Source organism: Kribbella endophytica, from assembly GCF_054781295.1.
The window spans coordinates 491,756-514,725 of the sequence record NZ_BAAGUR010000003.1; the positions used below are offsets into that span (position 1 = coordinate 491,756).

Here is a 22,970-nt window from a genome sequence, read left to right on the forward strand (position 1 = left end):
GGAGCTCCCAATCCCGACACCGTGGTTCGGGGCCCCTGGGACTGAATTCACCCAGTGTTCACAGCTGGACGGAAAGTTCCGAGATTCCGTTCATCAACAGGCCCGGGTTGCGCCGCGGATCACCGTCCGGCTCGGTCAGTCGCAGGTCCGGAAAGCGCTCGAACAGCATGCCGAGCGCGATCCGCCCCTCGAGCCGGGCCAGCGGCGCGCCCAGGCAGTGGTGGATGCCGTGACCGAAGCCGAGGTGCTGGTTGTCCGCCCGCGCGATGTCGAGCTCACCGCCGGCGCCGAACTTCACGTCGTCGCGGTTGGCCGCGACCAGCGCGAACACGATCACCGCGCCGGGCAGAATCGTCCGCCCGGCGATCTCGATCGGCGCCTGCGCGACGTACGGGATCGCGGCCTGCAGCGGGCCGTCGTACCGGATGAGTTCCTCGACGGTGGCCGGGAGTCGTTCGGGTTCGGCCTTGAGGAGGGCGAGCTGGTCGGGGTGCGTGAGTAGTGCGTGCACACCGTTGCTGATCAGGCTGACCGTGGTCTCGTGGCCGGCGGCGAGCAGCAGGTAAACCATCGAGGTCAGTTCGTCCGTAGTCAGCCGGTCGCCGCCGTCGCGGGCGGCGATCAGTGCCGACAAGAGATCGTCGGACGGCGCCGCCACCCGGCGGTCCTCGATCATCTCGCGGATGAACTCGACCATCGCCAGCGCGGCCTCGACGTACTCCTCGGGCGTGTGGACCGCGGCGTTCACGACGATCGACGACCAGCGGCGGAAGTCGTCGCGGCGGATCGCGGGGATGCCGAGCAGCTCGGAGATGACCGTGATCGGCAGCGGGTAGCTGTAGGCGCTGACCAGGTCGATCGGCCCGTCGGCGGCCGCCATCTCGTCGAGCAGCTCGGTGGCGATCTCGCGGATCCGCGGCTCCAGCAGGTCGATCCGCCGCCGGGTGAACGCCGCCGACACGAGCTTGCGCATCCGGGTGTGGTCCGGCGGATTGGCGTTCAGCATGTGCCGTTCCATCGAGTTGATCAGGTCGGTCCACACGTGGTCGCGGTGTGGCCCGTCGAGCGGCGACCGGACGACGTCCGGATGCGCGAGCAACTGCCGCGCTTCGGCGTACCCGGTCACGAGCCAGACCGGTACGCCGGTGAAGAGCGTCACGTACTGCAGCGGCCCCTCCGCCGCGATCTCCGCGAATCCCCGCAAACGAGCCTGGCCACTGGTTTCCGTGAAAGGCGAAGTCACCTCACCACCGTACGTGCGTGGGGGTTGACTCAACACTTCACCAGATGGTGAAGTGTCCTGGTGCTGACCACGACCTTCGCCGCGCTGGCCGACCCGACTCGGCTGGCGATCGTGACCCGGCTGAGCCGCGGCGAGGCGACCATGGGCGAGCTCGCGACGCCGCACGCGATCAGTCCGCCGGCGATCACCAAGCACGTGCACATCCTGGTCGACGCCGGCCTCGTGACCCGGCGCAAGGTCGGCCGGACGGTCGTCTGCGCGATCCGGCCGGAGGCGCTGTCCGAGGTGGAGGTCTGGCTCGGCGACCTCACGACGTACTGGAACCGCACGGTCGACCGGCTGGCGGACCTTCTGGAGGGGAACGACGATGGTGGATGACATCCGGATCGAGCGCGTGCTGAAGGCCGAGCTCGAGGACGTGTACGCCGCGTGGACGCGGGCCGAGCTGCTCGCGCAGTGGTACTGCCCGAACCCGGCGCTCGAGCTGAAGGTCGACGCCGACGTCCGGGTCGGCGGCACGTACGTCGTCGAGATGGGCCAGTACGTCGTCCGCGGCAGCTACCTGGAGGTCGACCCGCCGCACCTGCTCGCGTTCACGTGGAAGTGGGACGAGGACACGGACGAGCCGTCGACCGTGCGCGTGGAGCTGAGCAAGGCCGACGAGGGCACCCGGATGCTGTTGCTGCACACGGGTTTCACCGGCCCGGACGACGCCGCCAACCACCTGCAGGGCTGGGAGCCCGAGCTCGACCGGCTGGAGAAGCTGCTCACGCGCTGAGGTGCTGCTCACGTCTCGGTGAGTTGCTCGGCCAGCTCGGTCCGGCTGTGGATACCGAGCTTCGTGTAGACCTTGCGCAGGTGGTACTCGACGGTCTTCGGACTGAGGAACAACTTGGCCGCGGCCTCGCGGGTGCTGAGGCCGTCGGCGAGAAGCTGGGCGACCTGGCGTTCCTGCGGCGTCAGGTCGTCAGCGCTGCTGTGCTCCCGCCGCCGAGCCGTCTCCCCGGTCGCCTTCAACTCCCCCGCCGCCTGATCAGCCCAAGTACCAGCCCCCAACTGGTCGAAGATCCCGACAGCCGCCCGCAGCTGAACGCGCGCGTCCACCCGCCGTCGTACGCGACGAAGCCACGAACCGTAGACCAGATGCGTCCGGGCGGCCTCGAACAGGTCGGGAGTCAACTCGTGGAGCTGCAGCGCGCGCTCGAAGGCCGCCTCGTCGTCGTTCACCAACCCCTCGGCCCGCGCTGCGCGGGCAAGCGACCACGGCAGGCCTTTGTGGGCAGCCCGCTCAGCGAAAGCCCGAGCTGTCGCCGCCGCCTCCTCCGGCCGCCCGAGCCGGAGATACACCTCCACCAGCTCAGGCGCCGGCGACAGATCGGGGTCGAGCATTCCGCCGGCGGACAACGTAGTAACCAACCGGTCGTATGCCTCGAGCGCAGCAGCCGGGTCCCCACGGCCCAGTTCCAGATCACCCAGCGCGTACGACGACCACGCCAACCCCAGCCGAATCTCCCGCGCCGTACAGATCTCTATCGCCTCGGCCGCTTGGGCCTGGCACTCGTCGACCCGCCCGCGCCGCGCGGACAGCCACGCCTGCCCCGCCAGATTGATCGCCAGCTCGGTGGTCTGCCCGGTCTCGCGCGACAACCGGATCCCTTCGTCGTACGACGTCGCGGCGTCGGCCCAGCGATCGGTCGTCGCCTGGTCGCGGGCCAGGTGGAACAGGACGCCTGGGAGCAGGCCGAGCGCGACGCCGTCGCGGCTGTCGCGCAGGACCTGCTGGATGACCTCGCGGCCGCCTTCGCGTTCGCGCAGGAACATCGGCGCGAGCACCACCCACACCTGGTGACGCAGGTCGAGCTTCACCGTGCCGGAGAGCGTGACCGCCGTACGGATCTGCTCGCTGCCGCCGCTGCCCGCGAAAACCCGCGCGACTCCGCTGGCCAGCAGGCCAAGCAGGCGACCCTCGGGCTGGTTGATGCTCGGCAGGATCGCGTCGATCTTCTCGGCGACCCGTAACGCGGTGCTGGTGTCGCCGAGGTAGAAGCAGGCGTTGACGGTGTCGCCCAGCAACCGGATCCGGGTCGGCAGGTCGTCGGCCGCATCGGCGGCGGCGAGCAGGATGTCGCGGGCCTGGCCGGGTGAGCCACACCGTACGGCGATGTCGCCGCGCAGTTCCTGGGCGCGGATCCCGACCACCGGCGTGATCGCCCGCCGCAGCGCTTCGACCAGCAACTCCTCGGCCCGATCGGGCAACCCGGCGAACCATGCGGCCTCGCCCGCGGCGACCAGGCGGCGGCCTTGCTCGGCTTCGTTGTCCGTCAGTCGCGCGGCCCGTTCCAGCGCGGTCGCCGCGACCGCGTGCGCGCCGCGTTCGACCGCGTGCCCGGCGACGATCTCGAGTCTCCGCGCGACTTCGTCGTCCGTCCCCAGCGCGGCCTCGGACAGGTGCCAGACCTGCCGGTCCGAGTCGGCCAGTACGCCGGCGATCGCCTGGTGGACGGTACGACGCGTGCCCGACGCCGCCCCGGCGTACACGGACGAGCGCACCAACGGATGCCGGAACTCCACCCGGCCATCGACGATCCGAACCAGTCCGGCGTCCTCGGCCTCGGCCAGTACGGCGACGTCGACGCCTAGCTTTTCGCACACGGCGGCGACCAGCTGCAGGTCGCCGTCGTCGGAAGCCGCCACCAGCAAGGCGATCCGGGCCTCCGGGCTCAACCGATCGGCCTGCGCGGAGAACGCCTCCGCCAGCAACCGCGGCACGGGCACCGGCGCGCCCGGTCGGATTCTGTGCAGGCTTTGGGGATTCAGCTCGAGCAACGCGAGCGGGTTGCCGCCGACCATGCGATGCACCTGCGCCACGTCCGCCGTACGACGTCCGACGAGTTCGCGGGCGTCGTCCAGCCCGAGGCCTTCGAGCCGCAGCGCGGGAAGGTCCGCCTCGGCCAACGGATGCGACTCTCCCGATCGTGCTGCCACCAGCAGCACGATCGGGTCGGCGACCAACCGCCGGGCCGCGAACACCAGCGCCTCCGCCGAAGGCCGGTCGATCCACTGCGCGTCGTCGACGAGGACCGCCAGCGGCGCTTGTTCGGCGTACCGGCAAAGGAGGCTGAGCGTCGCGGCGCCCACAGCGAACCGTCCGGCAGGATCGCCTGGTGTGGTCAGCGCGAGGGCTGCCTGCAGAGCAGCCTTCTGGGGCGCAGGAATCCTCTCCAACTCACCCAACGCCGGGCGGAGCAACTGCAACAACCCACCGAACGGGACTTCATGCTCGGTCTCCGTTCCCCGCGCTCGGAGCAGGCGAAGGCCGGCGGACTGTGCGGCTGCCTGGTCGAGAAGGGTGGTCTTGCCGATCCCCGGTTCCCCGGTGATCAGCAGCACCCCGCTGGATCCCACCCTCGCCCCCGCGACCAACCGCTCGATCGCCCGCCGTTCGGCCTCCCGCCCGATCAGCATCCTCGGAGTCTAGGACCAGGTGCCCCACCTGATGCGACGGATTGTCGAGAACTTCTAGCGTCACCGAGGTAAAGCGATCCCAGGGAGGGGACCCATGACCACCATCGACCAACCGGTCACCGTCGACGGCGACAAGCTGATGCAGTTCGTGTTCCAGGCCGTCGGCGAGGTCGGCGCGACGCTCAACGCGGCGCTCGTCGTGATGGGCGACAAGCTCGGCTACTACAAGACGATGGCCGGCGCCGGCGGCCTCACGCCGGCCGATCTGGCCGACCGCACCGGCACCCACGAGCGCTACGTGCGCGAGTGGCTCAACGCTCAGGCAGCCGGCGGCTTCGTCACCTACGACCCGTCCACGGGCCTCTATACGCTGCCGCCCGAGCAGACCGTCGCGCTGACCGACGAGAACAGCCCGGCGTTCCTGCCCGGCTTCTTCCAGATCGCGCTCGGGACCGTCCAGGACACCGACCGCATGATCGACGCGGCCCGCAGCGGCGCCGGCATCGGCTGGCACGAGCACGACACCGACGTGCACGACGGCTGCGAGCGCTTCTTCCGGCCCAGCTACCACGCCAACCTGGTCGACGGCTGGCTGCCCGCGCTCGACGGGGTCGTCGACAAACTGACGAACGGCGCGAAGGTCGCCGACATCGGCTGCGGTCATGGCGCCTCGACGATCCTGATGGCGCAGGCCTTTCCACAGTCGACCTTCATCGGGTCCGACTACCACCAGGAGTCGATCGCGACGGCCCAGCAGCGAGCGGCGGACGCCGGCGCCGATGTCACCTTCGAGGTCGCCGGCTCCACGTCGTACGCCGGTGAGAACTACGACCTGGTAACGACCTTCGACGCCCTGCACGACATGGGCGACCCGGTCGGCGCCGCGCGTCGGGTGCGCGAGTCGCTCGCGGCCGACGGCACGTGGATGGTCGTCGAACCGATGGCCGGCGACAAGGTCGAGGACAACCTGAACCCGGTCGGCCGTGCGTACTACGGCTTCTCCACGCTGCTGTGCACGCCGGCGTCGCTGTCCCAGGAGGTCGGCCTCGGGCTCGGTACGCAGGCCGGTCCGGCGCGGATCCGTGACGTGACGACAGCGGCCGGTTTCACCCGGTTCCGGGTCGCGGCGCAGACGCCGTTCAACCTGGTCTACGAAGTCCGCCCCTGACACAGTGAGCGGCATGGCGCACAAGCCCGCGCGGGCGGCCGATCGGGAGGGTTCGGTCGCCCGCGACGGCGTGAACATTCACTACCGGGTGTACGGCGAGGGCGACGGCCCGGCGCTCGTGCTGCTGCCGACCTGGTCGCTCGTACCCTCGCGGGTCTGGAAGGCGCAGGTCCCGTACCTGGCGCGGCACTTCCGGGTGATCACCTTCGACGGTCGCGGCTCGGGCTCGTCGGACCGCCCGGTCGGCGCTTCGGCGTACAGCGATGTCGAGATGGTCGAGGACACGATCGCGGTGCTGGACGCCGTCGGTGCGTCGTCCTGCGTGCTCGTGGGGTTCTCCCGCGGCTGTCCGTGGGCGCTGGAGGTCGCGCTACGGCAACCGTCGCGGGTGCTCGGGGTGGTCTGCATCGGCTCGGCGACCAGGCTGACGCCGATGCTGGAGGAGCGCACGCAGTGGACGTGGGACGAGCGGCACGACACCACGGAGGGATGGGCGAAGTACAACAGGCACTACTGGCTCGAGGGCGGGTACGACGACTTCCTGGAGTTCTTCTTCGCCCAGATGTTCCCGGAGCCGCACTCGACCAAGCAGATCGAGGACGGGATCGGGTGGGGGCGCGAGATCACGCCGTCGCTGCTCGTCGACACCGAGGCCGGGCGGTCGGGGCATCTCGATCCTGCGCGGTTCGCCGACGTGAGCTGTCCGGTGTTGGTCGTGCACGGTTCGGCGGACGGGATCCGGCCGCCGGCCGAGGGTTCGCGGCTGGCCTCGTTGACCGGGGGTTCGTTGGTGACGGTCGTCGGAGGTGGGCATGCGCCGCATGCTCGTGATCCGGTGGTGGTCAATCACCTGCTCAAGGACTTTGCCGCGCGGCTGATGCCGACGCCTGTACGGCGTACGTGGGAACGGGCTGCGTCACGGCCTCGCCGGGTGCTCTACCTGTCGTCACCGATCGGGCTCGGGCATGCACGGCGGGATCTGGCGATCGCTCGATCGTTGCGCTCGCTTACTGGGGATGTGGAGATCGAGTGGCTCGCGCAGGATCCGGTGACGCGCGTGCTCGCCGACGCGGGCGAGGTCGTGCACCCGGCGTCGTCCTGGCTGCTCAGCGAGTCGGACCACGTGGACTTCGAGGCCGGCTTCGCCGAGCACGACCTGCACGCGTTCCAGACGCTGCGGCGGATGGACGAGATCCTGGTCGCCAACTTCCTCACGTTCAACGACGTGGTCGAGGACCGGCACTACGACCTGGTGATCGGCGACGAGGCCTGGGAGGTCGACTACTTCCTGCACGAGAACCCGGAGCTCAAACGCTTCGCCTACGCCTGGCTCACCGACTTCATCGGCTGGCTCCCGATGGACTCGTCGGAGGCGGCGCTCACCACCGACTACAACGCCGAGATGCTCACCCAACGGGCCCGCTACCGCCGCCTGCGCGATCATTCGCTGTTCGTCGGCGATCCGGAAGACATCGTCGCCGACTCCTTCGGCCCCGACCTACCGGTGATCCGCGAGTGGACCGAACAGAACTACACCTTCACGGGCTACATCACGGGCTTCACGCCCCCACCCCGTCAGCTGTCGGGGCCACCACGCTGCCTGGTCACCGTCGGCGGCTCCGGCGCCGGTTCCTCCTTACTGCACAGGGTTCTGGACGCCGTACCAGCCATCCAACGTCTCGTCCCCGGCATCACCTTCGACATCGTCACCGGCCCCAGGATCAACCCTTCCTCTTTGCAGGTAGTCCCCGGCGTCCGCCTGCACGGCTACCTCCCCGACCTCCACCTGCAACTCGGAAAAGCAGACGTAGTCATCACCCAAGGCGGCCTCACCACCTGCATGGAGCTGACCGCACAACGAGTCCCCTTCGTCTACGTCCCGCTCCAGCACCACTTCGAGCAGAACTTCCACGTCGCCGCCCGCCTCGACCGCTACCGCGCCGGCCACCGCCTCGAGTACGCCGAAGCCGCCGACCCCAACCTCCTCGCCGAGGCCGTCGCCAAAGCCCTGACCGACCCGATCGACTACCTCCCGGTCAGCACCGACGGCGCCGACCGAGCAGCAAGCCTCCTCGCAGAACTCCTCTAATCAGCACGCCCCCGCAACCGATCCAGCCCGACCACCAGTACGACGGTCACCGCCAGCAGCACCAGCGACTCGGCCGCGGCGGTGAACGTCTGCCCCCGATCGGTCAACGCGAACACACCGACCGGCAACGTCCGCCACGACGCCGGGTAGACCATGATCGTCGCCCCGACCTCACCCATCGACAGCGCGATCGACAACCCTGCCGACGACACGATCGCCGGCCGCAGCATCGGCAGCCGCACCGTCCACAGCACCCGCGCCGACGACGCACCCAGCGACGCGGCCACGTCGGCGTACACGTCGTCCGTCCGTTGCAACGCCGCCGTCACCGTCCCGTACGTGAAGGCAACCATCAGCACCAGATGCGCGATCACGACGATCCACTTCGTCCCGTTGAGCAGCAGCGGCGGCCGGGAGAACGCGACGAGCAGGCTCAACCCGACAACCACCGACGGTACGGCGATCGGCAGGTGGTGCAACGCGTCGGTCAGCCGCGCGAGCCCCGGCGTCGCCGCCCGGCTCGCCAGCGCGGCCCACGTCCCGAACCCGACCGCCAGCAACCCACCGAGGAACGCCGTCTGCAGACTCACCGCGATCGACGCCAGTTCATCACCCGACAAGGCCTCGCGCAGATGAGTCGCCGTCGGATCGGACGGCAGTACGCCGTTCCAGCTCCCGGCGAACGCCGCGGCCGCGACGACAACGAACGGCGCCAGCACGAGCACCCCGAAGACCAGCAGGAAGATGCCCTGGACAACGAGCTTCGGGCCCCTAGACCAGACGAGCACGACGGCCTCCCAGCGTTCCGCGCAGTACGGCGTACAGGCCGATCGACAGCGCGATCTGCACGACCGCGATCACGCACGCGGCCGGGTAGTCGAACATCACGATCCCCTTGGTGTGCACGAGCAGCGGCAAGGTCGTCGTGTCGCGCGCCCCGAGGAACAGCACGATCCCGAACTCGTTCAGCGTCAGCAGCAACGTCAACCCGCCACCGGCCGCGAGCGCCGGCCGGACCTCGGGCAGGATCACCTGCCGCAGCACGCGCCACGGACCGCCGCCGAGACTCGCCGCGACGTCGAGCTGAACGCGCGGGATCTGACTCATTGCCCCGAGCAACGGGCGCATCACGAACGGTGTGTAGAAGGTGATCTCCGCCAGGACCACGGCCCACGGCGTCGTCATGAATCCGCCCAGGAGTGACCCGAACACCCCGGCCGAGCCGTAGAGGAACGTGAACGACAGCGCCACCAGGAACGACGGCAGCGCGAGCATCGCGTCGACCATCCCGGACACGATCCGCGCGCCGGGGAACGGGACGAAGCTCACGACGACGGCGAGGAACGTCCCGACCACCAGGCAACCGACCGTCGAGCAGACCGCGATCTGCACGGTCCTGACCAACGCCTGCCGGAACTCTGCCGACCCGATCACCTCGGCCCACGAGCCGCGCGACTCGGCGGCGACCAGGATCAACGGATAGACCACCAGTCCGGCGATCAGCAGCAACGGCGGGATCAGCCAGAGCGACCACGTACGGCGTACCGCTGCCTGTTTGTTGCTCAACGCAACCGCGATGGCCGTCACCGCGACGCCACCAGACTGCACGCCTCACTCGGCAACCGCATCGACACCGCCGACCCGATCTTCGGAACCTCGCGATCGGCCGGCACATCCACGTGGACGGGAAGATCACCGAGACCGTCGACGGTGCACGTCAGCCGGTGCGAAGCGCCCCGCCACTGAGCGGCCACCAACCGCCCCGGCACCCCGTCCTCGCCCAGCCGGATGGCGTGAGGCCGCACGCAGAGCAGCACCTCGCCCGGCCCACTCGCCGCACTCAACGCGCCCGGCGCGACTCCGGGCAGCCGGCGGCCGGCGAGCCGGACCTCCTCCCCCACCACCTCGACCGGCAGCAGGTTGGCACCACCCAGGAACGACGCGGTGAACGCGGTCGGCGGCGTCCGGTACAGCTCGGCCGCCGGCGCGATGTCGACAAGTCGAGCATCCCGCATCACCGCGATCCGGTCCGCGAGCGCGAGCGCCTCGGCCTGGTCGTGCGTAACGTAGACGATCGCGACGTCCGGCACCTCACGCCGTAGCTTCTGCAGCTCGTCGAGCATGTCGGCTCGCAGTTGCGCGTCGAGCGCCGCCAGCGGTTCGTCGAGCAGCAGCACCGGCGGCCGGATCGCCAGCGCCCGCGCGATCGCGACCCGCTGCTGCTGACCACCGGACAGTTCGCGCGGGTACCTCCTGGCGTACTTTTGCATCCCGACCATCCCGAGCATTTCGGCGACCCGCTCGGCCACTTCCCGCTTCGGTCGGCGGGCCGCCCGCAGCCCGAAGGCCACGTTGTCGGCGACCCGCAGGTGCGGGAACAGCGCGTACTGCTGGACGACGACGCCGATCCCCCGCTTGGCCGGCGGTACGTCGGTGACGTCGACGCCGCCGATCCGGATCCGCCCACGGCTCGGCCGGACGAACCCGGCGACCGCCTTCAGCGCCGTCGACTTGCCCGACCCCGACGGGCCCAGCAGGGCAACGGTCTCCCCTGCCGCGACTGTCAGGCTCAGCCCTTCCAGCGCACACGTCTTGCCGAAGTGAACCGTGACGTCGTCCAGCTGGACGGTCATCCCTGCACGGCCTTCGTGTACGCCGCCACGTCCGCGTCGAGGTCGGCAAGCACCTGGGTCCAGTCCGGCTGCCAGATCTCGACCCCCGCGACCGCCTTCTCGACGGCTTGGTAGTTCGCGTCGGTCGGCTTGACGTCGGCGCGGGCCGGGATGCCGAAGGCGTCACCGGAGACTGTCTGCTGGGCTTCGGTGGAGAGCAGGTAGTCCATCAACTGCTTGCCACCGTCAACGTTCGGGGCTTTGGCACCGAGTCCCATCACGTAGGGCAGTGAGACCGTCGTGCGCTTGCCTTCCTTGGTTGCGGGGAAGAACAGGCTGAACGCGGACTTGTCGTTGGCGATCGAGGCCAGGTTCATCTGCACGTCGCCGTTCGCGACCCAGATCTCGCCCTTGCTCACCTTCGGCTGCAGCTTGCCGGTCGAGGCCGACGGGCCGACGTTGTTCGCCTCGAGCTTGCCGAGGTAGTCGAGCGCGCCCTGCTTGCCGAGCAGGTGCTGCAGCAGCAGGAGCACCGCCGTACCGTCACCGGCCTGGCCCGGCGTCGAGTACTGCACCTTGCCCTTGAACCGCGGGTCCAGCAGGTCGTCGAACGTCTTCGGGCCGCCGGCCTTCTGGTTCACGATGAAGTTCAGGTAGTTCTCGACCACCGTCACGTAGTTGTCGGCCTTCAGACCCTTCACCTGGTCGGCACCCGGTACGGCGTACGGCTGGAGCAGTCCGTCGGCCGACGCCTTCTGGATGAACGGCGGCAGTGTCACCACCACATCGGCCTGCGGGTTGGACTTCTCCTTCTGCAGCCGGGAGACCACCTCGCCCGACCCGGCCTCGACGATCTGGACCTTGGTCCCGGTCTTCTCGGTGAACGCCGCGAACCGGGTCTTGTACCAGTCGGCCAGCCCGTCGGCGGTGTAGACGGTCACGGTCTTGGCATCGCCGGTGGACGCGGCCCCCGTCCCGCCGCAAGCGGCGAGCACGGTCAGCAGCAGGGCGGCGGCGAGCAGGGATTTGGTTGCCTTCACTTCTCCAGCTTTCGGTCGCGGAGCAGCCCGGGCAGGTCCCGGACCGACTCGATCACGTGAGTGGCTCCCGCGGCCGCGAGCTGCGACCGGTCGTGGGCGCCGGTGAGGACCCCGGCCACGACGCCGGCACCGGCGCGCGTTCCCGAGGTCATGTCGTACGCCGTGTCGCCGGCCACCGCGACGTTCACGGTGGCGTCGGCGCGGAGGTGGAGCAGGGCCGTGAGGACCATGTCCGGGTACGGACGGCCGCGGCCTGCTTGCGCCGGACAGAGGGTGAGGTCGGCGAGCGTTCGCCAGTCGAGTGCGGCCAGGATGCGCTGCTGGGTCGTCTCGGCGAAGCCGGTGGTGAGGCAGACCTTGACGCCGTCGTCCTGGAGCTCGCGGATTGCTTGGTGTGCGCCCTCGATCGGGCGGCAGCGACCGTCGTCGACGAGCTGTCCGTACGCCGTCTCGAACGCCGCGTTCGCCTGCTGGGCCTTGGCTTCGTCGTGGTCCAGCAGGTGGCGGAAGACGGTGATCTTGGACTCGCCCATCGTGGCGCGGACGTGGGCCAACATGCCGTCGTACCGGCCGTCACCGGGTTCGATGCCCTGGGCACCGATCGCGGCGGTGAAGGCCTGCTCGACCAGGCCGTTGTCGACGACCGTCGTACCGGCCATGTCGAGCACCGCGAGCTGGATCAACGCGTGCTGCCGCGTCACCGGCCGACCGCCTGGAAGCTCGCCTCGGCAATCGCCGGCGCCATCGTCATGCCGCGGCCGCCGGGGCCGGTGACGAGGTGCACGCCGTCGGCAACCTTGCGCCGTACGACGACCTCGCCCGGGGTGGTGGCCTGGGAGTAGACGCCGGCCCAGCGCCTGGTGATCTTCGGGATCTTGCGGCCCAAGATGGTTTCGGCAGCCGTCATGAGGTAGTCGTACGGATCTTCCTGGACGTCGAAGCCGAACGGCTCGGCGTACTCGTGGGTGTCGCCGATGGTCAGCCCGCCGTGCGTCCGCTGGACCATCAGCAGCTGCATCTTGTGCTCGTCGGCAACTGTTGCCTGAGGCACCTGATTGAGCGCGTCGAGCGCGGGGCCCTGGTACGCCGGGTAGTAGCGGAAGCTGTCCGCGTCGGCGACCGCGGTCGTCAGCTGCTCGTCGAGGGGTGCGGTCTGCATCATCTGCAGGCGGACCCGGCGTACAGGCAGGTCGTCGGTGAGCTCGCGAATCAGCCCGCTGTGCCAGGCGCCGGTGCAGAGCCAGACCTCGTCGGCCGCGTGTGTTTTGCCGTCATCGGTCCGCACCTGCCGGTCCCTCACCTCCCTCACCTCACGGCTGGGCTGGAACAAGTACCGACCAGAACTCTCCAACTGCGTGCGCAAAGCGCCCAGCACCTCACGAGGCTCGACCACGGCGTCCTTCGGACACCACAGCGCCCCGAGTATTTCGCCCCTGAGCGCTGGGTTGCGCTTGCGCGCCTGCTCGGCGTCCAGCAGCTCGAACCCGCGACCTTCATCCGGTCGGGCAGCCGCCTCCTTCGCGACCGCCAACTCCTCCTCGGTCCGGCACACCGTCAGCGACCCGGCCCCGCGGAAGTCGAGCCCAGCGACCTGCTTGCTAGTCTCCTCCCACAGCTCACGAGCCCTCACCGCGGTCTCCAGCTCAGCCCCGCCGGCACGACCGCTCACCCATACGAGCCCGAAGTTCCGCACCGTCGCGCCGCGCGGACCTGCCTCCCGCTCGAGGTGCACGACCTCGTCACCCCGCCGTACCGCCTCCCAGGCATGGAACGTGCCCAGCACACCGCCACCCACCACAACCACCCGCACAACTGCCTCCTCGTGTCCGTCGCGACCAAGATTGGTCCGGACCAATTAAAGAGGCCGAGCGATCAGCTGTCAGGAGGATGAAGCGGAAACAAACAGTTGGAACTCAGAACCGGGCCGCCGACGCGTCGCAGCCTGGGGGCACCTCAAGCGCTCAGGGCCGGCGGCGCCGACGCATCGCGGGCCGAAGCGCCTCAAGTGCTCAGGGGCGCAGCGTCGCGCGAAAAGCGACCCGATCCCCTCGATACAAGGACCGAACAACCTCAATCGGCCGACCATCAACATCCCGGCTCCGACGATGCAGCAAGAACATCGGCATCGACTGCGTAGCCTGCAGCAGCTCAGCCTCACGCGGCGACGCGATCACCGTCTCGACTACCTCCTCGCCCTCCCCGAAGCGCACACCGAGATCGTCAGTCAGACACCTGTACAGCGAGCCCGTCGGCCGCAGTACAGCCCGCAAAGTCGGAAACCTCTCCACCGCCAGATACGTGATCTCCAGCCCAATCGGCTGCCCATCGGCAAGCAACACCCGCTCCAGCCGATGCACCGGCTCCCCGACCGCCACCCCAAGCCCGTCCGCCAGCTCGGCATCAGCCGTGACCTCCTCGAACGCCACAACCTCCCGCGCCGGCTCATGCCCCTGCGCCCGCAACGCCTCGGTGTAACTGACGAGCGCGAGCGGCTGAATCAACTTCGGCGTAGCAACGAACGTCCCCTGCCCCTGCCGAGCCCGCAACCGCCCATCGGCGACCAGTTCACGAATCGCCTGCCGCATCGTCCACCGAGACACCCCGAACTCAGCCGCCAACGCACGCTCCGGCGGCAGCGCCGCCCCCTCCCCCAACCGCTCCAACAGCTCAACCAGCCGGGTCTTCACGGCAAAATGCAGCGGCACATCCACGCCGCCGACTCTAGACCGTCGAAGATGACCTTCTTTCACCCTGTGACCAAAGTGGAAGTCAATCTCGATTGTCATCTACAACGTTGTACTTCCAGGTCTTGTTGCAGCTCCACCTCAACGGTTTACGACGTGAAAAAAGTCGGCCTCAATGGAAGCTGCACCCCACCGACCCGCCCACGTCGGACCACCTCGGGTGCAGGTGGCCCCTGGAGAACCCCGTGACCCCGCACCCACGCCCCGCCTCCCCCTCCGGCGAAATCGAAGCCAACCTGGGCCACCCCCGCCCCACCCCCTGACCGATCCGGGGTACGACGATGGGGGCATCACTCGTCCCCCGGATCCCGGAGCCGCGACCCCCAGGACGGCGGGGTCGCGGCTCCACTCTCTGCCCGGCGCCACACGCACGCCGTACCGCGCCCCCCGTCGTACAAGCTCCGGGCTCCGGGCTCCGGGCTCCGGGCTCCGGGCTCCGGGCTCCGGGCTCCGGGCTCCGGGCTCCGGGCTCCGGGCTCCGGGCTCCGGGGAAAAACTAGAGCCCCGGGCGGCAACCCGGGGCTCGGAACGGATGGATGGGCGGCGTGCTCAGCTGCCGGACTTGCGCCTGAACTGGCGCTTCTGCTTGTCGTTGTGCGCCTCGCCCACGCCTTCGTGCCGCGGCCCACTCCCCGGGTGCGACTCGTGCTGCGCGTTCTTCTTCGCGAGCGCCTCGCGGAACTTCTCCTGCAGATCGTCCTTCGCCGGCTTGCTGGACTTGTCGCTCATACCGTCTCCTTAACAAACCGTCAGGGCATACACCCTCTAGCTAACCAAGTGTGACCACCCCCGCGCCAGCCAATATCACCGGGTCACCCCTTCCACCCGACGACCCCGCCCCCAACCCCCACGATCTGGCCGCCACCCCGGCGAACCAAGCGTCGACCAGGAGTGGGACTACGCCATCACCCCACCAGCCCCAACCTTCGAAGCCTTCATCACAGCCCTGACCGACGGCTCCGAGTACAACTTGAGCTGAGGCCTAGTGCCCAGCTGGGACTTGGTGCTTGGCCTGTGCGGGCCTCACCGCAATCCCCACCTGCCGCGCCCGATGCCACCAACCGAATAGAACAGATCCTCGCGACCACGAAAATTCTCCGAGTCGGACGAATGACACTCCAGGGTGTTCCTTACTGTCGCCTGCCATGCAGTGCTCAGCGGCTTGTGAATCCGGGCGATCTCCCCGTAAATCTCGGACAGCGATCCCTCTCCGCCCAGGGCCGTCAGCGCCTTCACGAGGTCGCCCTTCCAGCTTGCCATGGAGTCAACCTAGCGGTCGTCTGGCCACCGTGGCGGCGAACGCTCCTACTCGTTGGAGGGCCGACGGGTGGCGTGCAAGCTCTGCGTTCGGCCAAAGCCGCAGCCAAGAACTGACGCCGCCGACTCCCTGAAGGCGGCCCGCCCCTCCCGCGGCCGCACCACTTGCGATGCATCCGAGGCCCAGACGGTGGGGCTGACCTCGACGCCTTCGTCACGGTCGCGTTATCGACGACGTGCCCGGGCACAGCTCGTCAAGAATCTTCGCCGTCGGAACCTTCGTTCTGGGAATCGTCCTCGTCTGATTGTTTCTGCCTTTTCGACTTGAAGAGTCCAGCTACGTTGGACCCCACGGCGCCCGCCGTTCCGGCAATCGCGCCGCCAATGCTCTTGGCTCTGCTCGGCGCCAGTTCATCGGTCCGCTTCACGGCCGCCAGGTAAACTTCCGCGTCGACATTCGGCGGCGGGAGTTCCCGGAGATGATCCATCAGCCGTTGCGATTGAATCCGCAGCGTGACAAAGGTGAGGCCGCCCGACACCACTCCCCCGACCACCGGAACGACCTTGCTCATAGCTTTGGCGAAGCTCTGCTTGGTGACCTGTACTCCGATAACTCGCAGCGTCTGCTTCATCGGGATGTACCAGGCGGTCTTGGTCAGGGCCACACCTGCGATTTTCCTCTGGACCGCAGGGCGGGCGACCTGAGCGGCAAAGAGACTCATCGAGACCGATGCGCCGCCGACTCCCATCATGATGCCGAGGAACACAGCGAGGATGCCCAAGGACTCATCGTCCAGGTCGTCGATGTCGTCCAAGAACGACTGCCAGCCGTAGAGGTAGGCGAGCTTCTGCATCACTCTGAAGGCGTGAACATAGAACTGAGTGATGTCAGCAGGAACCGTTCCTATCATCGCGAGCCCGCCGGGTAGGCCGGCCGCGAACGACAACGCCGTAGATTTCCCGGTCTCGAAGTCGATTACGCTCCTGGCGATCTCGTCTAGCAGGGCCGGTGAAAGTCCGGCCACCGCTGGATTCTCGCTGACAGCCCGATCTATCGCGGCCGTACCGACGCCCTTTTTGTGAAGCTCCGCCCTGAGGAACTGCATCCGGTCGATGCGTACGCCACGCAACCGTACAACTTTCTTGAGGAACGCAATGGCGAACTGCTCGGCCTCCCGATCCTGGTCATCCATCATGGAACTGATACTCGGACCGTCATCTGTCACAGCGCACATCATTGCCACTGTTCGCCGAAGTTGTCCACAGTCGAGCTGACCACAAGACATAGAACAGAAAAGACTGGTCCGGCGGCCGTCGGTTGGCGGACCAGCCCCGTCCAGCGACGCCAGTCAGCGCTTTGTGGCGTCGCGCTGGCGGCGGGCCTGCTCGAAGTCGGTGACGTTCGTCAGCCACGGGCCGTGCCCGTCGAGGGCGGCGTAGCCGCCGGTGATGAAGGTGCGGACCAGGGTACGGTAGCCGTCCAGACCGTCGACCAGGCTGTACTCGACCCGGTGTTCCGGAGTCGACCCGGCGATTGTCGTGATGCGAGCGCTCGAGTCGGCGTAGAAGTGGAGCTGGAGTCCTTCGCCCTTCTCTTCGTCCTCGATGGTGAAGACCTCGTTGTCCGCGGCGGAGCGATCGTTGACGAACTCCCAGAACTGCGTCGTGGCGGGCCGGCGACTGCCCGGGAGCCAGATCGCCTCGCCGTCCTTGTCGTCGGTGAAGATGAGCTTCCTCGCACCCTCGGCGACTTCGTCATCCTCGATCGGCAGGCTCCTGGCGCGGTCCGCGGCCTCCGAGCACATCAAGAAGCTCACGGTCGCCACTGCATCGTCGACGAGTTCAGGATGTGCACCGCGCACGGCTGCCTCGACCGTCGCTTTCATCCGCTCCCAGTCACGCTTGTCCGTCCCGCGTCCTCCCCGGCGCGGATCACGATTGATCCGCAGACCGGCGCACGCACGCTCCGCAGTAGCGATCACCCGCAGTACGCCGGGCAGCAGCGCCGGATCGACCGCATCGGGACGGCGCCCAGGGATCGTCGCGCCATGGAGGTACTGCCCGGTGAACTTCAGGATCGCGGCGTCCAGCGGAGCCAGCGTCACGCCGCGCTTGGCGCGTCGACGGCTCGCGTCGTACTCCTGCACTCGCGACCAGTCAGCCGTCTCGGTCGCCGAGCCCATCGCGGCCCAGACCTGGCCGCGATCGAGCAGGGCGATGTCGGCACCGTGGGCGATCAGCTGGCTCCTGTTCCACCGGATGCGCCGGAACAGCGCCTCGATGTCAGCAGGCGCGGAGAAGAGGATCGGATCCAGGAGCGCGACGGCAGCATCCTCGTCCAGCTGGCCCCGAGTCCCGGCGGCGTCGCACAGCGGCAGGATCGCACTCCACAGCAGCAGGTGCCGCGTCAGATCGTCCTGGATCACCGCAAGATGGGCATCCTCGATCGGGAACGTGAAAGTGCGAGGGTCGTGGTTGGCGTCGGCGCCCGCACCGAGCTCGATCCCGAGTACGCCGTGCTCCCGCACCACCTTCGGGATCCACCCGTCGCGGGTGAACACGACATCCCTCATGACCAGCGTTCGAGTTCGGCGTCGAGGCGAGGGTCCATCCGCACCCAGACCTCGCCGTCGGCAGCCTCGGCCGGGGCGTCGCCTCGTTCGAGCCCGAGGAACTCGATCAGCACGAGCAGCGCTGCACGTTCGGCCCGGTCGTCATCCGCACCGTGCGAGTCGAAGAAGACGCACCACTGGTCGCTCGGGTCGACGATGCCCGAATCCGCCCAGATCCGGCCGACCTCGTCGAGCGCCGCGGCTTCGGTCGTGATCGTGGCCGCGCGGGCAGCACCGCGAGCCTCCGGTGACGCGTCGAGGTCCGCGAGGTTGGAGAGCCAGGCGCCGAAGCGATTGAGACCGGCGTACCCGTTCTCGAAGAACAGCATCGCGCTCGGTGTGTACCGATTGGGCCTGTCGACCTTGAGGTACTCGACGTTCGTCCCCGTACTGCGGGCGATCACTCCTTGACCACGCATCAGCACCAACCGCTGGCCCGCCGGTTCGTCGTCGATCGTGCAGGTGTCACCATCGCGCTCCCTGAAGAACGCGGAGAACGCCACATAGGCTTCCTGAGCGTCAGGTACGACGACCCGCTGATCGTTGCCGTCTCCGGCCCCGAAAACGAACTCTTTCGGGCCAGGGCTGTAAGGGCGGGCCATCGGGTGTCCTCACTCGAATCCGTCGCACGAACGGAAAGACTGGTCGGCGGCAATCACTTGCCGGACCAGCCTATTGCCGCGCAGGGCCTAGACGTTGAAGCGGAACTCCACCACATCTCCGTCGGCCATGATGTAGTCCTTGCCTTCCATGCGGACCTTGCCGGCGGACTTGGCGGCGGCCATGGAGCCGGCTTCGACGAGGTCGGCGTACGAGACGATCTCGGCCTTGATGAAGCCGCGCTGGAAGTCGGTGTGGATGACGCCGGCGGCCTCGGGGGCGGTGGCGCCCTTCTTGATGGTCCAGGCGCGGGATTCCTTCGGGCCTGCCGTCAGGTAGGTCTGCAGGCCGAGGGTCTCGAAGCCGACGCGGGCCAGGACGTCCAGGCCGGGCTCCTCGACGCCCATCTCCGAGAGCATCTCGCGGGCCTCGTCCTCGTCGCCGAGCTCGACCAGTTCGGCCTCGAACTTGGCGTCGAGGAAGATCGCCTCGGCCGGCGCGACGAGTTCGCGCATGCGGGTCTTGAGGTCCTCGTCGGCGAGCTCGTCGGCGTCGCAGTTGAAGACGAACAGGTACGGCTTGGCGGTCATCAGCATCAGTTCGCGGATCGCGTCGCGGTCGACGTTCGTCGCGATGATCGGCGTACCGGCCTCGAGGTGCTTCTGCGCCTCGCGCACCGCCTCGAGAACGGCGACGCTCTCCTTCTTCAGCCGGGACTCCTTCTCCAGCCGCGGGATCGCCTTCTCGACGGTCTGCAGGTCGGCCAGGATCAGCTCGGTCTGGATCGTGGAGATGTCGTCGGCCGGCGAGACCTTGCCGTCGACGTGCGTGACGTCCTCGTCGACGAACACCCGCGTGACCTGGCAGATCGCGTCGGACTCGCGGATGTGGCTGAGGAACTTGTTCCCGAGCCCTTCACCCTCCGACGCACCGCGCACGATGCCGGCGATGTCGACGAACTGGACGGTGGCCGGCAGCTGCTTGACCGAGGAGAAGATCTCGGCCAGCTTGCCCAGCCGCGGGTCCGGCACCCCCACCACACCGACGTTGGGCTCGATCGTCGCGAACGGGTAGTTCGCCGCGAGCACGTTGTTCTTGGTCAGCGCGTTGAAGAGCGTGGACTTGCCCGCGTTGGGGAGCCCGACGATTCCGATGGAGAGTGCCACGGGCGCCAAGACTACGCGTCCGTCACGCCTGACCCCAATCCACAGCCGGTACGACGGACAGCAGCCCCCGTACGACGTACCAGGTGCCTCAGATCACGAACGACTCCAGCTCCGCGTCGTACCAGCGCTTGGTCAGCCCCAGCGGCCGCATCCCGAGCCTCCGGCACACCGCGAGCGACGCCTGGTTGTCCGGCCGCACCACCGCGTAGATCTCCGGCAGCCCGCCCTTGAACCCCCACCCGATCGCCCCACGCGCCGCCTCGGTCGCCAGCCCGCGCCCCCACGCGTCGGGATGGAAATGCCACCCCACCTCGACCTCACCACGCCCCGGCTCAGCACCCGCCGGCAGCGGCACCAGCAGCACAGTCCCGGCCACCGTCCCTGTCGCCTTCTCCTCCACCGCCCACACCCCGTGCACCGGATCGGCATTGCGCAGGTTCCACCGCTCGATCACCCGCGACGCGGCGTCCCGGTCCGTCATCGCCCGGGGCGTCGCGCCCAGCCAGCGCGACACCTCCCAGCGCCGGTAGATGTCGTACACCCGATCGCCGTCGGCCTCGGCCCAGTCGCGGACCACCAGCCGCTCGGTCTCGAAGACCACCTTGGCGTCCATCGCGTTCTCCCCTCGCCCTGTCCCGTTGATCTACCGGGCGCGGCCCCCGACCAGCAAGGGATTCGGGCAAGCGTGATCACACCGTTGTTGCCTGACGCAGAAGCGACCGAGATCTCCTTGCAACACGGGTTTGCCAACCAGGTCAAGGGCCGCCGCGTCTCCTTGTATGAAGGCTCCTGAGGGGGAGCGAACTGGGGACCATCCGCCTGATTTGCAAGGGAGCATCATGTCCCGAAAACTTGCTGCCGTCATCGGCACCGCCGCTGCCGCCGCACTCGTTCTCGGCGGGCTGTTCGCCGTCGCGCTGGGACGTTCCGCTCAGCCCAAGCCCACTTCCGCAGCGGGCAGTACGGCGGGTTCCGTGCCGCCGCCGTCGACGCCCACCACGACGCCGACGACCACTCCGTCGAAGACGCCGGACCACACGCCTGGCACGCCGGTCGCCGACCCGACCGCGGCGCTCGTCGCCGGTAACAAGAAGGTCATCTTCTTCAGCTTCGACGACGGCCCGGACCCGGTCTGGACGCCGAAGATCCTGCAGGTGCTGAAGAAGTACGGCGCTCACGCGACCTTCTTCCAGCTCGGCAAGAACCAGGCCCTGCACCCGGGACTGCGCGAGCAGATCCTTGCCGACGGCAACACCATCGGCAGCCACTCGATCACCCATCCGCAGCTGACCGCCATCTCGGCGGCGCAGCGGCACCACGAGATCTTCGACGGCCCGCAGTCCAAGTGCTTCCGGCCGCCGTACGGCGCTTCGAACCCGAAGGTGCGGGCCGACATCAAGGCCGCCGGGATGGCGCAGGTGCTCTGGGACGTCGACCCGCGGGACTGGGCCAAGCCGGGGACGAACGCGATCGCGCACAACATCATGACGCACGCGCACCGCCACAACATCGTCCTGATGCACGACGGCGGCGGCGAGCGCGCGCAGACCGTCGCGGCCCTGGACAAGGTCCTCCCGTTGCTCAAGGCCCAGGGCTACAGCTTCCCCGCGATGGACTGCTGACCCGCCTGACAGAAATTGTCGGAGGCCTGTGTCACTGTCTGTGGCATGACCGGTACGACGCTGTTGTTGGTGCTGCTGTTCCTCGTCATCGGGTTGTTGCTCGGGGCAGGTTTCGGCGTGCTCTGGTCGCGCGGGCGTGACGGCGCCGAGCTGGCGCGGATCACCGCCGAGCGCGACGCGGCCGAGGACCGGGTGGTCGAGCTGGTGCAGGAGCGGACGTCGGTCGGGCAGCAGATGTCCGGCCAGGCGGTCGTCAAGGAGGCGCTGGACCGGCTGCACGTCGAGCTCGGCCAACTGGAGAAGGGCCGCGCGGCCTGGCAGGCCCAGCTCCACCAGCAGGTCAACGAGGTCCGCATGAGCGGTGAGTCGCTACGACGGGAGACGGCGTCGCTGTCGACCGCATTGCGCAAGCCGCAGGTCCGCGGGCGCTGGGGCGAGCTGCACCTTCGCCGTACGGTCGAACTGGCCGGCATGGTCGCGCACTGCGACTTCACCGAGCAGACTTCGACCGTCACCGACGACGGGCTGCTGCGGCCGGACCTCGTGGTGAGACTTGCCGAGGGCAAGAATCTCGTCGTCGACTCGAAGGTCCCGCTGGCGGCGTTCCTGGAGGCGGCCGAGAGCGACGACGCCGACTTCCGCGAGGAGCGCCTCCGGGCGCACGCGCGACACCTGCGGACGCACGTCGACCAACTCTCCGCCAAGGCGTACTGGTCGCGCCTGCCGTCCACGCCCGAGTTCGTCATCCTGTTCGTGCCCGGTGAGTCGTTCCTGTCCGCCGCGCTGGACGTCGAGCCCAGCCTGCTGGAGTACGCCGCCGAGCGCCGCGTGATCCTCGCGACGCCGACCACGCTGATCGCGACCTTGCGCGCCGCGGCGTACGCGTGGAACCAGTCGGCGCTGACCGAGTCGGCCCAGCAGGTGTTCGAGCTCGGCCGTGAACTGTACGAGCGCCTCAGCACGATGGGCGATCACCTCAGCCGGGTCGGCCGCTCGCTCACCTCGGCGGTCGACGCGTACAACCGGACGGTCGGCTCGTTCGAGAGCCGGGTCTTCACGACCGCTCGCAAGCTCCGCGACCTGCACGTCACCGAGGCCGAGCTCGAGGCGATGGAGACCATCGAGGCGTCGGTTCGTCCGCTGGCCGCTCCTGAGCTCCTGGCCCTCGACGAGCCGGCGACTGATGACCCGACCCGCCGCTGGGTCCCCACACCGCCCGTCGACCGCACGCGTCGCGACACGCCTCCGCCGCTGCCAGGTTTCGACTCGCAAACCGGCTGAGTTCCGCACACACAGTGACGACCGACCAGCAGTCAGTGGCGATTTAACGAAACCTGTCTGCGGTTCGGCAT

Annotated in this window: 22 protein-coding genes; 6 read left to right on the plus strand and 16 right to left on the minus strand. The window is 68.5% G+C overall.

What is annotated here, in order from left to right; translation table 11 throughout:
• Nucleotides 1-58 precede the first annotated feature (58 nt).
• Complete coding sequence (locus ACYVIO_RS28555; protein WP_460653996.1) at nucleotides 59-1,243, minus strand: cytochrome P450 family protein; 1,185 nt, start codon at nucleotides 1,241-1,243, stop codon at nucleotides 59-61.
• 60 nt (nucleotides 1,244-1,303) lie between these two features.
• Between ACYVIO_RS28555 and ACYVIO_RS28560 the strand changes: the two genes are divergently transcribed.
• Both ACYVIO_RS28560 and ACYVIO_RS28565 read left to right on the plus strand, forming a co-directional pair.
• On the plus strand, nucleotides 1,304-1,621 hold the full coding sequence (locus ACYVIO_RS28560) for an ArsR/SmtB family transcription factor (protein WP_460653997.1): 318 nt from the start codon (nucleotides 1,304-1,306) through the stop codon (nucleotides 1,619-1,621).
• Entirely contained in the window at nucleotides 1,611-2,021 is a 411-nt protein-coding gene (locus tag ACYVIO_RS28565; protein ID WP_460653998.1) for an SRPBCC family protein, read from the plus strand. The genes ACYVIO_RS28560 and ACYVIO_RS28565 overlap by 11 nt, the downstream gene beginning before the upstream one ends.
• 8 nt (nucleotides 2,022-2,029) lie before the next feature.
• Here ACYVIO_RS28565 and ACYVIO_RS28570 read toward each other — a convergent pair whose 3' ends face one another.
• Nucleotides 2,030-4,708: a helix-turn-helix transcriptional regulator gene (locus ACYVIO_RS28570; RefSeq protein ID WP_460653999.1), complete on the minus strand. Its 2,679-nt coding sequence runs from the start codon at nucleotides 4,706-4,708 to the stop codon at nucleotides 2,030-2,032.
• 94 nt (nucleotides 4,709-4,802) lie between these two features.
• On the opposite strand from ACYVIO_RS28570, the gene ACYVIO_RS28575 reads away from it, so the two are divergent.
• Nucleotides 4,803-5,876: a class I SAM-dependent methyltransferase gene (locus ACYVIO_RS28575; RefSeq protein WP_460654000.1), complete on the plus strand. Its 1,074-nt coding sequence runs from the start codon at nucleotides 4,803-4,805 to the stop codon at nucleotides 5,874-5,876.
• A gap of 13 nt (nucleotides 5,877-5,889) precedes the next feature.
• Complete coding sequence (locus ACYVIO_RS28580; RefSeq protein ID WP_460654001.1) at nucleotides 5,890-7,965, plus strand: alpha/beta fold hydrolase; 2,076 nt, start codon at nucleotides 5,890-5,892, stop codon at nucleotides 7,963-7,965.
• Here ACYVIO_RS28580 and ACYVIO_RS28585 read toward each other — a convergent pair.
• The 14 genes from ACYVIO_RS28585 to ACYVIO_RS28650 form a co-directional block, all read right to left on the minus strand.
• Nucleotides 7,962-8,753, minus strand: coding sequence for an ABC transporter permease (locus ACYVIO_RS28585; protein WP_460654002.1), 792 nt, complete (start codon nucleotides 8,751-8,753; stop codon nucleotides 7,962-7,964). The genes ACYVIO_RS28580 and ACYVIO_RS28585 overlap by 4 nt on opposite strands.
• Entirely contained in the window at nucleotides 8,737-9,552 is an 816-nt protein-coding gene (locus ACYVIO_RS28590) for a 2-aminoethylphosphonate ABC transporter permease subunit (protein WP_460654003.1), read from the minus strand. Before ACYVIO_RS28590 ends, ACYVIO_RS28585 begins: the two co-directional genes overlap by 17 nt.
• Nucleotides 9,549-10,598 carry an ABC transporter ATP-binding protein gene (locus ACYVIO_RS28595; RefSeq protein ID WP_460654004.1) on the minus strand — a complete coding sequence of 350 codons (1,050 nt, stop codon included), beginning with the start codon at nucleotides 10,596-10,598 and terminating at the stop codon, nucleotides 9,549-9,551. Before ACYVIO_RS28595 ends, ACYVIO_RS28590 begins: the two co-directional genes overlap by 4 nt.
• The gene (locus ACYVIO_RS28600; RefSeq protein WP_460654005.1) at nucleotides 10,595-11,617 is read right to left on the minus strand and encodes a 2-aminoethylphosphonate ABC transporter substrate-binding protein; all 1,023 of its coding nucleotides are present in this window, start codon (nucleotides 11,615-11,617) and stop codon (nucleotides 10,595-10,597) included. The genes ACYVIO_RS28595 and ACYVIO_RS28600 overlap by 4 nt, the downstream gene beginning before the upstream one ends.
• Nucleotides 11,614-12,318, minus strand: coding sequence for a phosphonatase-like hydrolase (locus tag ACYVIO_RS28605; RefSeq protein ID WP_460654006.1), 705 nt, complete (start codon nucleotides 12,316-12,318; stop codon nucleotides 11,614-11,616). Before ACYVIO_RS28605 ends, ACYVIO_RS28600 begins: the two co-directional genes overlap by 4 nt.
• Nucleotides 12,315-13,427 carry a TIGR03364 family FAD-dependent oxidoreductase gene (locus ACYVIO_RS28610; RefSeq protein WP_460654007.1) on the minus strand — a complete coding sequence of 371 codons (1,113 nt, stop codon included), beginning with the start codon at nucleotides 13,425-13,427 and terminating at the stop codon, nucleotides 12,315-12,317. Before ACYVIO_RS28610 ends, ACYVIO_RS28605 begins: the two co-directional genes overlap by 4 nt.
• A 199-nt stretch (nucleotides 13,428-13,626) precedes the next feature.
• On the minus strand, nucleotides 13,627-14,328 hold the full coding sequence (locus ACYVIO_RS28615) for a GntR family transcriptional regulator (RefSeq protein WP_460654008.1): 702 nt from the start codon (nucleotides 14,326-14,328) through the stop codon (nucleotides 13,627-13,629).
• Nucleotides 14,329-14,910: 582 nt separating this feature from the next.
• Nucleotides 14,911-15,090, minus strand: a complete 180-nt coding sequence (locus ACYVIO_RS28620) for a DUF5302 domain-containing protein (RefSeq protein WP_425830986.1) — start codon at nucleotides 15,088-15,090, stop codon at nucleotides 14,911-14,913.
• A 294-nt stretch (nucleotides 15,091-15,384) separates the two neighbouring features.
• Nucleotides 15,385-15,621 (minus strand): hypothetical protein, encoded by a 237-nt coding sequence (locus ACYVIO_RS28625; protein WP_460654009.1) that lies wholly within the window; start codon nucleotides 15,619-15,621, stop codon nucleotides 15,385-15,387.
• A 251-nt stretch (nucleotides 15,622-15,872) separates the two neighbouring features.
• Nucleotides 15,873-16,814 carry a hypothetical protein gene (locus ACYVIO_RS28630; protein WP_460654010.1) on the minus strand — a complete coding sequence of 314 codons (942 nt, stop codon included), beginning with the start codon at nucleotides 16,812-16,814 and terminating at the stop codon, nucleotides 15,873-15,875.
• A 153-nt stretch (nucleotides 16,815-16,967) separates the two neighbouring features.
• A complete protein-coding gene (locus ACYVIO_RS28635; protein WP_460654011.1) occupies nucleotides 16,968-18,191 on the minus strand; it encodes a DUF6357 family protein in 1,224 nt (407 codons plus the stop codon).
• On the minus strand, nucleotides 18,188-18,733 hold the full coding sequence (locus ACYVIO_RS28640) for a hypothetical protein (protein WP_460654012.1): 546 nt from the start codon (nucleotides 18,731-18,733) through the stop codon (nucleotides 18,188-18,190). Before ACYVIO_RS28640 ends, ACYVIO_RS28635 begins: the two co-directional genes overlap by 4 nt.
• 186 nt (nucleotides 18,734-18,919) lie before the next feature.
• Nucleotides 18,920-19,996, minus strand: a complete 1,077-nt coding sequence (gene ychF / locus ACYVIO_RS28645; RefSeq protein WP_460654013.1) for a redox-regulated ATPase YchF — start codon at nucleotides 19,994-19,996, stop codon at nucleotides 18,920-18,922.
• Between the two features lie 88 nt (nucleotides 19,997-20,084).
• The gene (locus tag ACYVIO_RS28650; RefSeq protein WP_460654014.1) at nucleotides 20,085-20,609 is read right to left on the minus strand and encodes a GNAT family N-acetyltransferase; all 525 of its coding nucleotides are present in this window, start codon (nucleotides 20,607-20,609) and stop codon (nucleotides 20,085-20,087) included.
• A gap of 226 nt (nucleotides 20,610-20,835) precedes the next feature.
• On the opposite strand from ACYVIO_RS28650, the gene ACYVIO_RS28655 reads away from it, so the two are divergent.
• A complete protein-coding gene (locus ACYVIO_RS28655; protein ID WP_460654015.1) occupies nucleotides 20,836-21,618 on the plus strand; it encodes a polysaccharide deacetylase family protein in 783 nt (260 codons plus the stop codon).
• Between the two features lie 45 nt (nucleotides 21,619-21,663).
• Nucleotides 21,664-22,899, plus strand: a complete 1,236-nt coding sequence (locus tag ACYVIO_RS28660; protein ID WP_460654016.1) for a DNA recombination protein RmuC — start codon at nucleotides 21,664-21,666, stop codon at nucleotides 22,897-22,899.
• The last annotated feature ends 71 nt before the right edge of the window (nucleotides 22,900-22,970 follow it).